The following is a 14,071-nucleotide window of genomic DNA, read 5'->3' on the forward strand; positions in this document are numbered from 1 at the left end:
GGACATATCAGTTCTATGGCAAAAGATGCTGATTCTATTATAAAAAACATTGATTCCGAAAATATTGAGGATATATATGCCCTCTCACCATTGCAACAGGGAATGCTTTTCCACACATTAAGAGAGAAGGGTGTTGGCATGTATATCAGTCAGGCAGTCGCAAGGTATGAAAGACTTGACTGTGATGCCTTTCAAAAAGCATGGCAACTTATGGTTGACCGCCATTCCATATTGCGGACATCCTTCCATTGGGATGATCCTGAAAAACCATTACAGGTTGTTCATAAAAATGTTGCTGTTCCTTTTTTTGTGGAAGATTGGCGAGGTATGTCACCCTCTGAACAAAATTCCCGATTGAGAAAATTGCAAAAAGATGAGAGGGAGCAGGGATTTGATCTTAACAAGCCAGCTCTTCTAAGGATAACCGTTATCCAGGTTACCCGAACACGCTGGTTATCTCTTAAAACCCATCACCATATAATTCTTGATGGTTGGTCAGGAGGTATTCTTGCAAGGGAGGTTGCCCATGCCTACCAGACCTGCAAAAATGGACTTGAACCAGATCTTGATTTGCCTGTTCCATTTGGTAACTACATCAGTTGGATAGAAAAACAGGATAATGAATCCGTAAAATCCTTTTGGCGTTCCCATCTGAGAGATCTTTATCTGCCAACTCCTCTTCCTGGAGAACTAGAACTTGGGCGTAATACCCGAGTAAGGATGCATGTAGAATCCTGGGAGGTCAAGATTGATGATGATGTGTCAAAACAGGTGGAAAACTTTGCAAGACAATGCAAAGTTACCCTGCATACAGTGGTGCAATCGGTGTGGCCTCTTATATTAAGCAGATACAGTGGTTTGAGTTCTGTTGTTTTTGGCTTTCTGGTTTCAGGGAGGCCCCCTGAACTGGATGGAGTTGAGAAGATTGTTGGAATGTTTTTAAATACTGTGCCATTTTGCGTAATAGTGGAGGATGACATTGCAGTTGGTGACTGGCTGAGACGTATGCATCTTAATAGAGTTGAATTACAGCGTTATGAGCACTCTTCCCTTATGCTGGTGCAGCAACTCAGTAATATACCCGGCGGGATGCCAGTTTTTAACAGTATTGTTGCCCGAAAGGATGTTACCCAGGTACCCATTGATGATCCCGGGGCCCCACGGGGAGGGCGATCTTCCAAGAAGGCAGAACAGTCAAATTTTCAACAAAACTATCCCATTCTTTTTAATATAACAGCCAGTGATGGTATTGGATTTAAAATTACATATGATGTTCGCAGGTTCCGTACAACTGATATATCAAGAATCATGGAGCAAATGCGTAATTTGCTGCTTTCACTGATTGAAGATCCACAAAAAAAACTTGGTGATGTTACCATGACATCCATGGATGATATAAAAAGAGTCTCTCATGAGTGGAATGACACTCATGAATGGAATGACACTTTTGAAGAGATTAAAGGTGTACCATTTGTGGATGAAATAGTTGAACAGTGTGCAAATTCTTTTCCTGAAACTATTGCAGCAACCCATGGAGAAAAGCAGATCACATTTGGGGAGCTTTTCAAATCAAGTTTAAAAATTGCAGACTGTTTGAATGGGCTTGGTTTCGGCAGCGGGGACATTGTTTTGGTGGATCACTCATCTCCCATCGGTTTTTTGATATCCGTTTTAGGGGTCATCAGGACAGGTGCTATTTGCATGCCTATGGACATCTTTGAAGGTCAATTGGACGAATCCATTACCTTTACCGATAACAGCCATGCTATAGAGTGCTACCTTAAACGATATATTAAATATCTGCAAGCCCTGAAAGAAAAGGATTTGCATATAAAATCAACTTTGTTGATCAGTGATCGCCTGGTTCACTCTTCTCCAGTACAGGATGTTAATTGTATCAATATCTTTCAAGTTTTAGATGAAGAACCATATGAGTCAATACAATTTGATCTCTCCACTATTAAACGAAGTGATAGTGATATCTCCTTTATTTTGCAGGACTCTGGTCAGGATTTTTTTGAGGCGAGCAACAGATTTATAGCTACACGTTTCCTTGGAGAGTTAGTTGCATTTGAACCTGGTACAGAGCTTGCCTTTTGGTACCCACGCAATTCATTGACATTTTTCAGCGAGCTGTATGCTTGCTGGCAAGCCTTTGGTACAGTTCATTTTATTGATTCTCCTTTTGTTATTGATTCTCCTTTTGATGGTAAGGTTTCAACTCTCCATAATTGCCCTGCCAGGGAATCCATAAACCGAATATCAGTCACCCCCACCATACTGTCAAAAATTTTGCGTAATTCCCCATTGATAGAAGAGCTATCCAACATTCCACGTTGGTTTTCTTTTGGGGAAGCCTTATTGCCGGAGACTTGTAATCTGTTTGCTGAAAGGCTCCCTGGAGCACGTCTCGTAAACCTTTTCACTACTTCCCGCCATGGTCCCTGTTTAGCATGGGAAGTCCCCAAAAGTGGATGCCACAATACTTTACCACTTCTGGGATATCCCCTTACCAATGTTCGTGCCCATATCTTGTCTGATTTAGAAAAAAATGCACCTGTTGGTGTGGTTAGAGAACTTATCCTTGAAAATGCACCTGTTGGTGTGGTTAGAGAACTTATCCTTGAAAATGCACCTGTTGGTGTGGTTGGAGAACTTATCCTTGAAAATGCACCTGTTGGTGTGGTTGGAAAACTTATCCTTGAAATTGATGACCATAAGGCAGAATCTATTGTTTCAGAACCTGATATTTCAAATGATGTGGCAGCAATAAAGGGCATACCAACGGTTACAGAAAAATCAATGAAGGAGGGGCATTTATATTACACAGGCGTACTTGCAAGAAGATGGAACGATGGCACCATAGAGTATGTTGAAAAACAAGAAAAAAATTTGAGTCGTGAAGAGATAGCTTACTCTTCTCTCAGTCGTGCCAGGCGAGAAATAATGCATATACATGGAGTGGATGATGCCTGTGTCTTGAACAAGGATGAAGGGGTTCGTACAGCCTTTATTGGAACAAAATCAATGGAGCTAAACCTTGTGGATCTACACAAAGTGCTTTGCCGTGTTCTCTCTCCACGACTTGCACCAACCCACTATTTTGTAATGGATGATTTGCCCATTGATCGTTTTGGCAGGATAAATATAAATAACCTGCTTGAGCTGGATGAAAAGGGTATGGATGCATTACAATTTGGAGAAGTGATCAAAAAACCAAAATCTGAGCTTGAAAAAATAATTGCAGATGTATGGATGGAAGTACTCAGGATTGATAAAATTTCAACAGACGATAACTTCTTTGAACTTGGCGGCCATTCCCTTGCTGCAACAAAAGCCACTGCCAGGCTGACCAGAATCCTGAAAAAAGAGATTCATCTTAAAGGAATTTTTGAAGCTCCCACAATATCAATGCTTGCTCAATGGATACAAAACGAAAAACATGAGGAGGATGTGCCCTTTGCAATTGATCTTTCCAGTCGTGGCAAGGATGCACCATTGACTTTTACCCAGCAGCAGCTATGGATATTGGCCCAGCTTTTTCCCCAGTATTCCATGTACACCATTCCAAAAAATATCATTTTAAATGGAGAGGTTGATGTGGATGCTCTAAGACATGCCCTTCTTGATGTTATAGTGCAGCATGAGATACTTAGAACTGTATTTATATCAATCAATGGTGAGCCTCGACAGGTTGTAAATGACCCTCCTGATAAAATTGATCTTGATATTTTAGATCTGACCAATATTCCTGATGAAAACAGAATGGAAAAGGCACGCTGGCATGGAGCCCGTCTTGCTAAAATCCCCTGGGATCTGGAAAAAGGCCCGTTGGTTCGCCATCAGCTCATTAAATTGTCTAAAGATTCGTATATACTTAACTCAATATTTCATCATATTATTGCAGATGGCCCATCCATGGGTATTTATACCAGGGAACTTGGGATATGTTATGATGCCCGCTGCAATGGCAAAGCACCAAAGTTGAAACCATTGCCACTGCAGTATGGAGATTTTGCAGTATGGGAAAGGGAGAAAGCAAAGGGAGAGCTTTTTAACCGTCAGGTTGAATATTGGCGTGAAAATCTTGAAGGAGCACCGATTCTTGAGATTCCAATGGATTTTCCAAGGCCTGCAGTGCATGGTTTTGCTGGTAAAAAGGTTAAGTTTGAAATTCCCGCAGATACGGGTAGTGCATTCCGAGATTTAGCAAGGAAAGAAGGAGCGACAATATTTATGGCCCTTCTTGCTGTATATCAACTACTGCTACATAAATACAGCGGTCAGGAGGATATTGTTGTTGGCTCTGCAATGACCAACAGAACCCGGGTTGAGCTTGAAAGGTTGATTGGCTTGTTTGTAAATACTGTGGCCTTGAGGAGTGATTTTTCTGGGGATCCAACTTTTCGCGAAATTTTGAATCGGGTGAAAAAAAGCTGTCTTGGTGCCTTTGCAAATATGGATTTACCCTTTGAAGAGACTATTGCACAGATTCAGCCGGGCAGGGATTTGAGCAGGTTGGGCTCTCCCCTTTTTCAGTTTATGTTGATCTACAACCCTACCACAACAGGCACAAAAGAGGAAAATGATGATGAAAAGACTCCTTTATTGCGAGCAGGTGACTCTCACAATGATACAGGAAATTCCAATTTTGATATTTTGATTGCCACAAGGGATACGCCAGAAGGACTCATAAAGGTAACACTCTCCTATGATACGGAATTGTTCAGGCGGGAAACCATTGATAGAATAATCGCTCATTTTAAACTTTTAATAAACAATATAATCATATCACCTGACACACCTATTTCCCGTTTGAATATGATGGATAGCCATGAGCGTATTGAACTTTTATCACATTGGAACGGCAAGGATATTGAGCTTTCAAAGAAAACTGTGCATCAGATAATATCTGATAATGCAGTATCAAATCCACAACATCCTGCTGTTTGTTACTATGGAAGGATGCTCACATATAAAGATCTGGAGTGTCGCAGTAATAAGCTTGCTTATATTTTGCGGGATGCAGGGGTGGTGGCGGAATCCATGGTGGCGGTTTCTCTTCCTAAAAGTGAGCATTTAATTGTTGCGATTCTCGCTGTGCTTAAGGCAGGAGGGGCATTTGTTCCTGTTGATCCTTCTTATCCTGCTGATCGTATTAGATATATCCTTGAAAATACTGACTGCAAAATACTTCTGTCAAACCGAGAGTTTGGACTCTCAATATCGGAAAATAACAGCGGGATGACCTTTATTGATGTCCCATCAATAAATTTTGACATGGGGCAGAGTGTGCATTCAGGGGTTGATGGTGACATGGATGGGTTTAGAGATTCAGGTGTGGACTTACCCGTGTATAGGGGGGGGCATTCAGGCGTAGATGTTGCCATGGAAAATCTGGCCTATGTGATCTTTACCTCTGGCTCCACAGGATTACCCAAGGGGGTTATGGTGGAGCACAAAAATCTTGTCAATATAATCAGAACACAGATTAAAACATTTGAGATTACCCCGAAAAGTCGTGTATTGCAGATGCTCTCAATCAGTTTTGATGCTGCTGTGGGTGAAATCTTCAGAACCCTTGTTGCTGGGGGAACCCTTTACATGGCAGATAAAGATGATCTTATGCCCGGAACAACCCTGGTTAATTTGTTAAAGGATTATAAAATCAATGTTATGGCAATATCTCCTACTTCTCTTGGTGCCATGCCGGATTGCAGTGATGAATTGATTGATCTTAAAACAATTAACGTTGGTGGTGAAGCATGTTCCCAGAATGTGGCTGAAAAATGGGGTCGGGGCAGAAGACTTCTGAATGCCTATGGTCCCACTGAAACCACCATTGGAGCAACAGTCGCCGTTAACTGGTTTTTTAAGGCAAAGCCCCCCCTTGGACGTCCCCTTGATGGTGTAAAGGTTTATGTTTTGGATAAAAAGCTGGAGCTTGTTCCTGTGGGCATACCAGGCCAGTTATATATAGGTGGCATTGGAGTTGCCAGGGGATATCTTAAAAACCGAGAACTAACAGACGCAAGTTTTATTCAAAATCCCTTTTCCATCAATTCCGGAGATCGTTTGTATAAAACAGGTGACCTTGTAAGGTGGCTTTCTACTGGACAACTTGATTTTATTGGCCGTATAGACCAGCAGGTGAAGATACGGGGATTCAGAATTGAACTGGGTGAGATAGAAACAGCACTTTCAAAGCACCCCCTGGTTGAACATTGTGTTGTCAATGTTCATGAAGCAGATGGTGTGAAACGCCTGGTTGCTTATATGGTATCAAAGGGAAATGAAAAATTGAATGCTTCTGTTTTGAGGGGTTTTTTGAAAGAGAATCTCCCTGATTATATGATTCCTGCATTTTTTATAGAACTTGATAAGATACCCACCAATAACAATGGTAAGGTTGACAAAAATGCTTTGCCGGAACCTGAATTATCCAATATGCTTTCTGAAGTTAAGTCATATACGGCACCGGAAAATGATATTGAGCAGACCATGGCTGATCTGTGGAGCGAAGTTTTAGGGATGAAAAGAGTCGGTGTCCTTGATAATTTTTTTGAGATTGGCGGTGATTCCATATCTGCTATCCGTGTTGCCGCCCGTGGTGCAAATATTGGTCTGTTGTTCTCTTCAAGGGATATCTTTGTACACCAAACCATCAGGGAGCTTGTTCAATCTTTGTTGTTGCAGGCGGGCTGCCATGACTCTTTTTTTAGATGAGTGTACCCTTTTTTGATCACCCGGTAGGCCAAACCTCACCCCCCGGCCCCCTCTCCATGGCTGGAGAGGGGGAGAATAATGCAAAAAGGGTACACTCTTTTTAGATTCAGACAATATTGAGAAACTGCAAGAGAACTCAGAGGTGGATTTTGAATAATTATTTCTATTTTTTTATATGAAAGTCTCGGTAAAATCCTGTTTTTAAAACGACTTTCATCCCTTCGATTGTGGCGGTCATCAGCCATGTACGTTATAGTGAAAATGTATCATATCTTGATACTTGGGGGTGATTGATACGCAATCATGCCCCTTTAATCAAGTATTCAAATCAATGGAGGAATCAAATGCCATTTAGTTTTTTTAGAGTTAATATTTTATTTATTGTTTTTTTTATTTTATCTCTTCCCAATATGGCTTGTACTAATAGTGTTAATGTCCCACATAAAAGTTATCAAAAAGCTATGCACAATCCAAAGATATTGGAGCTTCCTGTATCGGTTTATCTTCTTGATTTTGCAGGGGAGAAGAAGCTTAACTCAAGATATAGCCATGGTGATGTTAAACGATTATTTGAAGAAGTGAATTACATATGGTTAAAATGGAACATAAAATGGAATATTGAGTCCATTGAATCCATAACCATAGGCAAAGAAAGGTTTAAATTTCCGGATAATGGATTTAAAAAACGCCGTGAATTCAGAAATGCTGTAGCCAGGGTGATACCTGATAGTATGGATAAAAATCGTTGGCGTGTTTATTTTGTGGATCAGTTTCCCGTTAATGGCAGTGCTGTATATATTGCTGAAAAACGTGCTGTGCTTTATGGTGAACTCAACAAACATGGAGAACGTCATCCTGTAATTCTTGCACACGAATTTGGACACAGTTTGGGACTTCAGCATGTAAAGTTTAAAAATAACCTTATGTACGCAGGCCCAGGTAAAGATCCTGAACGTTCACAAAATCTTATGCCGTGGCAGATAAAATCTGCAAGGGAACAGGCCATTTTGGGCCCTGCCTGGCATGAATTAAATAAAGATGAATATTGATTAAGGAGATCTCCATGTCAATTTTAAGCGTTACTAATGGGACATCCACTACTTCTATTAATGGAACACCCCCTACTTCTATTAACGAGACACCCCCCACTTCGATTAACGAGACACCCCCCATTTCTATTAACGAGACACCCCCTACTTCTGGCCTCACAAAAGATCAAATAGCTGTGCTTGATATGTGTGATCGTGATCCGGAAAATCCTTTTTTGATTCAGCCACTTACATTGATTGTGGATGGTATATCCCATGAAAAAGATTTACGAAATGCTATCTTGAATTTTATTAACTGCAATGCTTTTTTTAGATTACGGGTTAAATATAATGATGCAGAGGAGCTTGAGTGCTCTACTGCTGTTGAGAATTTTTCTGATATTGAAGTTGAAGATCTCAGGGATGTTGAACCTGATGAACTGGACTCTGAAATTCACTGGATCATTCTTGATGAAAAAGAGCATGGGATTGATATTTCAAGGGATTATCCATTACGGGTTCGTTTGTTGCATATTGGAGAGGAGAAGTGGGTTATCCTGCTAATGCTTCATCGGTTGATTTATCATAGAAGGGAGAAATTAAAATTTATTGATGCATTGTGCAATTCCCTGGATTCAGTTTTATCTTCAAAAACTTCATGGACAGATTTAAAGGGTACCCCCGATCATGGGAATAAGGGAGATTTTCATGGTAAAGAGTCATTACAAAATACCTATAAAAATTTTGAATCACTCAATAAATTAAAATTTAAAAGGCCAAAAGAAGTCAGCTTTTTAATCAATGAGTGTGGAAGTATTTGCAGGGAGTTGCCAGATTTGTCCCCTGTGCTGAATGATGTAATGGAAAAGTTTCATGTTTCACCTCTGAATATCATGTTAAGTTCAGTACTTTTATGGAGCAAAATTTTTCAACCATTTGATGAACCAGATTTTTTCTGTGATTTATCCTTTGGTTTCAAGACAGATGGTCAAGTACAATCCCAGACTCCATTGGCCTGTAAAACTTTAATAAATGATGATTTTTCATTTTTTTCCACCATTAAAGATTGGGTACTTAATCAAGAGATTTATAATACTGGGGTACATAAAGACTGGAAAAAGGAAAATACGGAAGCCTATAAAGATTGGGAGGGGAAAAATAGTGAAACCCATAAAGATTGGGAAAAAGAAAATGCCTCTATACTGTGCAGGTTTTATGATCTGGAAACTATCAATTCCCATGACAAAGATTATTCCATCCACTGGTATGATGGGGATATTGATTCAACGGAATATGATATTGAATGGATTTTTAAAAGCAGTTCATCTTCCATTGACGTGATTCTTGTTTACAACAGTGCTTTGGCAGGTTTTGCTGAAGCAGAATCATTGATGGAAGATTTTGTGTCTGTTTTCAATGGGATGCTCAATAATTTTGAAGAAACGATTTCAAGTGTTATTGAAACCATGGCCAGGGAGAGGGTGTCAGGATTTAAAGAGCAAACTATTTCGTTGCCTCCATGGAAAATGCGTACAATCTCTGAAAGTGAGAATATCAATTCACTGGGACAGATGTTTTCCCTTGTTGCAGCAAAGTATCCTGAAAATATTGCCATCAGGACGCCGGAATCTGCCATAAGTTATAAAGAACTTGATGATTTAACAGATAATATTGCACATGCCTTGTCACACTATGCAGGAATGGGTGGGCGTATAGGTATAGCCCTTGATCAGGGGATAAATGCCATAGCTGCTATTTTGTCGGTTTTGAAATCTGGCAATGCTTATGTCCCCCTGGATATTTCCATGCCTTTACAAAGATTAAGTGAAATGATCAATGATGCTGATCTTGCCCTTCTTGTTACTAAAAGTTATTTCGATGGACTTGAAAATGTTTTATCTGACTTAAAGGTTAACATCATATATTGGGATGATATGGTTAAGGGCGAGGATAATATAAAAGATGACTTTGATGGTAAACCGAAAAAGTTCAACGATATTTGTGCTGCTTCTGCAAATGATGACGCATATATTATTTATACGTCTGGCTCAACCGGTTCGCCCAAGGGAGTGGTACAGATACATAAAAATGTTCTCCATTATATTGAAGCCTATTCAAGGCGTCTTGATATTTCTCCCAGTGATTGCCTGACACTTATCTCATACTATTTTTTTGATGCAGCTGTTGTGGATATTTTTTCTGCATTATTAAATGGAGCGACTCTGATTGTTTGTGATCTTAAAAAAGAATCCTTTGCTGCCATCTCTGAACGTATACAGTATAGCAACGTTACTGTTTTTCATTCCACACCCTCTGTGTTTCGTTACTTCATAGATTCTCTTGAGCCTGGTGTTCAATTTGAAAGTGTGCGCTATGTGGTTTTGGGGGGAGAGCAGGCACGAAAGGAGGACTTGACATCACTTACAAGGCATTTTGCAAATGATGCCTGTCTTGTTAATTTATATGGTTTATCTGAAGCAACTATTGTTTCAATGGGCTTTTTTAATGCTGGAATGGAAGTAAATGATGGTGTCTTGCCCATAGGTGAACCAATAGAGTCCTTTTTAGTATCCATAAGGAACGAAGATGGAATAGAAACCCCGGGCAGAGGTGAGATTGTTTTGTCTGCTCCATGCCTTGCAAAGGAGTACTGGAACAGACAGGATCTTACCTTTGCAAAATTTAAAAAAAATTCCAAGAATCCTGCTTTAAGAGGCTTTTTTACAGGTGATATTGGAAAAATTACTTCTTCTGGAGCATTGCAGCACATGGGAAGGCTTGATTTTCAGATAAAAATCAGGGGCTACAGAGTTGAGGCCGGAGAGATAGAGTCCAGAATAGTCCAGTTTAAAGGTGTTAAAAAGTGTCTTGTACATCCCATATCCGGGGCAGATGGTGGAATATCCCTTGCAGCTTTTATTATTTTAAATAATGATTCACAAGGTATTAATATGGATGAGTTGAGAAAATATTTAATAGAATTTCTGCCAGGGTATATGATACCGGAAAAATTTGTACACCTTGATTCGTTCCCCCACACACATACCGGTAAAATCAATCGACGTAAATTGGAAGAGCTTTCTGTTCTCTGACAGTTGAAGAGTTAGAACTTTTTATATGTGCAATATTGTGGTGTGTTGATTTTTGAATTACGGGTTCAACCATTTTATTATTTGTTTGTGTTATCTGTAAGAGAGCAGATGGTATGAAACTGGAGCATGAATCCACGGCATCACAGAATTCCGTTTCAATTTCATCCACAAATTCATCAAACTGTTCAAACCCATGGTAACGGTTTTGCTCGTATTCATAGCCACGATTTCGCTTTTTTTGGCTTTTATTAGTCATCAAGATATATTCATGGTATTGGTCAGATATATGTAAACCTAATTTATCATATATATATGCAACTGATCCGGCAATATTCTTATTAAAGTGATTAAACATTATCCTGACCTGTTGTTCTTTTTTTACCCTGTTCTTGCAGAGATCACGCAGAAGCAGACTGTCTCTTTGCATTCTTTGGATAAATACCTCTTTCCAACCAGGAATATTGATTGGATCAATGCCATTTTTAGCATTTGTTGAAAATCTTACAAGGGAAAAAAGGGAGTTCATAAAATCTTCTGAGTGGCGAACGCTAAAGATAAACTTGGCATTTTTGTAATATTCAAGCATACGTGGAAACTTGTTGTGACTCGTGACTTCTTTAGAAAGATAGAGTGAATATTCATTACCCCTTAGAAAGAGTACTTTTTGAATTACCCTATTATGGGTCAAAATGATCTTGTTTTGTATATGTTCAGGAAGAGCAGGAAAATTATCAAGAAAGTCAAGCAGATGGGGATATGGAAAACGGAGGAATATAAAAAAATGATGAAGAAAGCATTCCTCATAAAAGATTCCGTCCTCTTCCCAGTCTGATAGTTTGTTGGGGTGCATTTTTGAAGCAATTTTTCCAGCCGAGGAATTTGGCCAGTAATTTTTTTGCAGGAGAATAACTGCCCAGCTTGCACTGTTAAGTAATTTTTGAACGGTTATAAAAGGATAACGCCATTCAATATGACGGATGGCAACAAAGTTATTGCTGTCTTCAGCAAGTGTCCGGTGGAGAAAGGTAGTTCCGCTCCTTGGTTGTCCCATAATGAATACAGGTTTTACTTGTTTTCTTTTATATTCAGGGTATAAAAATTCATCAAGATACCACAGAAAAGCCCACAAAGGAGAACATAACAGATAGCCCGCAAGAAATCTTGCCTGTTTTATCCTTGCACTGACAGGAATTGCAGGTTTTTTATACATAATTAATGTTTTCCACAATATGAAATAGGTTGTCCAATATGGAAAAGGAGATATTAGAAAAGAAATAGCATATACTGATATAATAAAAGAAATAAAAAGTAACATTATAAGCAATAATTCCATTTATTTTATAAGAAAATCCCCGTGGTTAAAGGTTTTTCAGGGCTTTCATTTTTCGTTGTGGCAGAGGTGTCTGCCATGTATGTTATATAGTCTTATGGTCTGAAGAGACTGGACAATAAGACGATTTCCGAAAACTGAGATACAAATGAATTGTTCATGGGTACTCTCCCTTATTTGATATATGTGATTCTCCATAAATAAACTAATTACCCATGAATAGTCAATCTTTCTGATGGCTAACGCCGAAAAGGAACAGCATGTCAAATATTCAAATTATCAAAGGTGATATCACAACAGCCGATGTTGATGCGATTGTAAATGCCGCAAACCCTGTTATGCTTGGCGGCGGTGGAGTTGATGGTGCAATTCACAGGGCTGCAGGGCCGCTTTTATTGAGAGAATGTGAAAAAATAAAACCTGTAAAAGGTATCAGGTGTCCGGTTGGTGAGGCAAGAATCACTCCTGCCGGGAATTTGAAATCAAAATATGTGATACATACTGTTGGCCCAATATATGTAAGTGATGAAAATCCTGAAAAACATCTACAGGCATCATATCTCAACAGCCTGAACCTTGCCCTGTCTAATAAATGCGAATCAATAGCCTTTCCTGCTATTTCATGCGGTGTCTATGGTTATCCAGCAGAAGAAGCAGCAGAGATAGCCCTTTCAGTCTGCATGAAAGATGAATATAAATGTTTATCCATATACTTTTATCTTTTCAGTCAGAAGATGGTAGATATATGGAGTGATGCATTGAAGAGTATGATGATTGAGGAATAGGAATGAGCACCAAATAATTTTCCTTTTCAAGAAATGCCAAAATGGCTATTAATAATTTCAGTAGGTTAAAATTGAAAAGTAACGCATGAATAATAAAACAAACACCCTTCCCACCTTCCCAACCTTGTCCGGATGGCTTGAATCCAACATGCCAGAGGTTGATGCACTTATTTTTGATATTGACGGCGTACTTCTTGTCAAAGGAAAGGCTGCAGAAGGAAGCAACCGGGTCATGAAAATGCTCAGAAGAGAAAAAATCCCCTTCTACCTTCTAACCAATGACGGAGATCACTCAACCCAAGAGAAAGCGTCCATAATAAGACAGTCAGGACTTGAAATATTTCCCGAGGAAATTGTGTCATGTGCCGACGGTCTTATGGAGCTTCCCGTTAGAGCAAAGAAACGGAAAAGTAGAGAAAATGGTCAAAATCCAGGAACAATAACTGATGATGAACCTTTTTTCATTATGGGCAATCTTGGCAATCCATGCTTTGCACAAAAGGCAGGAATGAATACAACAAGGAATCTTGAAAAAATAAACTCATGCCAGGGCATTATTGTTGGAGAGAGAAATTACGACTGGGAAAAAACAATAAATGCGGCCGTCAATTTTTTTGTTAAAAAGCCTTATGCGCCACTTATCGTTCCAAATCCTGATGAGTACTATCCAGGATCACAAGGAGAGCTTTGCATAGGTGCCGGCGGAGTTGCAAGGTTCATTGTACAGATCCTTAAAACATATGGTATAACAGTAACACCTGACTATCTTGGAAAACCATTTACACCCATCTTCAAAAAAACCCACAGCTTGCTTGAAGAAAAATATGGAAAAAAGATACCCCTTAACCGAATACTTATGACCGGTGACTATATAAACTCTGACATAAAGGGGGCCATAAACTTTGGATGCCTAAGTGCCATTGTTCTTACCGGTGTCACCACAATGGAGATGCTTGATAAATCAGATACTTTACCTGATATGGTTTTTAGGACTCTCGGGTAGCATCTCAACTCCCCTGCCCTGCTTTTTAGAATTATAAGTTAATCTTCCGAACGCTCGATGATGTCATGGCTATGTTTTGCAAGTCTACAAAAAAACAAATTAGTTTT

The 14,071-nt window shown here is 39.4% G+C and carries 6 protein-coding genes; 5 read left to right on the top strand and 1 reads right to left on the bottom strand.

Features of this window, described 5'->3' with window-relative positions; all coding sequences use genetic code 11:
- The first annotated feature begins 15 nt into the window (after positions 1–15).
- From MTBBW1_RS01495 to MTBBW1_RS01505, 3 genes are all read left to right on the top strand, one after another.
- A complete protein-coding gene (locus MTBBW1_RS01495; protein ID WP_080798135.1) occupies positions 16–6,726 on the top strand; it encodes a non-ribosomal peptide synthetase in 6,711 nt (2,236 codons plus the stop codon).
- A 344-nt stretch (positions 6,727–7,070) separates the two neighbouring features.
- Positions 7,071–7,775 (top strand): matrixin family metalloprotease, encoded by a 705-nt coding sequence (locus tag MTBBW1_RS01500; protein WP_080798137.1) that lies wholly within the window; start codon positions 7,071–7,073, stop codon positions 7,773–7,775.
- Between the two features lie 14 nt (positions 7,776–7,789).
- The gene (locus MTBBW1_RS01505) at positions 7,790–10,846 is read left to right on the top strand and encodes an amino acid adenylation domain-containing protein (protein ID WP_080798140.1); all 3,057 of its coding nucleotides are present in this window, start codon (positions 7,790–7,792) and stop codon (positions 10,844–10,846) included.
- Here MTBBW1_RS01505 and MTBBW1_RS01510 read toward each other — a convergent pair.
- Positions 10,809–12,056, bottom strand: a complete 1,248-nt coding sequence (locus MTBBW1_RS01510; protein ID WP_087881715.1) for a sulfotransferase — start codon at positions 12,054–12,056, stop codon at positions 10,809–10,811. The two genes, MTBBW1_RS01505 and MTBBW1_RS01510, sit on opposite strands and share 38 nt — an antisense overlap.
- A 380-nt stretch (positions 12,057–12,436) precedes the next feature.
- Between MTBBW1_RS01510 and MTBBW1_RS01515 the strand changes: the two genes are divergently transcribed.
- Together MTBBW1_RS01515 and MTBBW1_RS01520 are read left to right on the top strand one after the other, a co-directional pair.
- A complete protein-coding gene (locus MTBBW1_RS01515; protein ID WP_080798145.1) occupies positions 12,437–12,961 on the top strand; it encodes an O-acetyl-ADP-ribose deacetylase in 525 nt (174 codons plus the stop codon).
- A gap of 85 nt (positions 12,962–13,046) precedes the next feature.
- A complete protein-coding gene (locus MTBBW1_RS01520) occupies positions 13,047–13,964 on the top strand; it encodes an HAD-IIA family hydrolase (protein ID WP_080798148.1) in 918 nt (305 codons plus the stop codon).
- Positions 13,965–14,071 lie beyond the last annotated feature (107 nt).

Source organism: Desulfamplus magnetovallimortis (assembly GCF_900170035.1).
Taxonomy (GTDB): domain Bacteria; phylum Desulfobacterota; class Desulfobacteria; order Desulfobacterales; family Desulfobacteraceae; genus Desulfamplus; species Desulfamplus magnetovallimortis.

Bases quoted from the DNA above. Each gene is read 5' to 3' on its own strand.
- MTBBW1_RS01520 (WP_080798148.1), top strand. From the start codon at position 13,047: ATGAATAATAAAACAAACACCCTTCCCACCTTCCCAACCTTGTCCGGA.
- MTBBW1_RS01515 (WP_080798145.1), top strand. From the start codon at position 12,437: ATGTCAAATATTCAAATTATCAAAGGTGATATCACAACAGCCGATGTT.
- MTBBW1_RS01500 (WP_080798137.1), top strand. From the start codon at position 7,071: ATGCCATTTAGTTTTTTTAGAGTTAATATTTTATTTATTGTTTTTTTT.
- MTBBW1_RS01495 (WP_080798135.1), top strand. From the start codon at position 16: ATGGCAAAAGATGCTGATTCTATTATAAAAAACATTGATTCCGAAAAT.
- MTBBW1_RS01505 (WP_080798140.1), top strand. From the start codon at position 7,790: ATGTCAATTTTAAGCGTTACTAATGGGACATCCACTACTTCTATTAAT.
- MTBBW1_RS01510 (WP_087881715.1), bottom strand. From the start codon at position 12,056: ATGTATAAAAAACCTGCAATTCCTGTCAGTGCAAGGATAAAACAGGCA.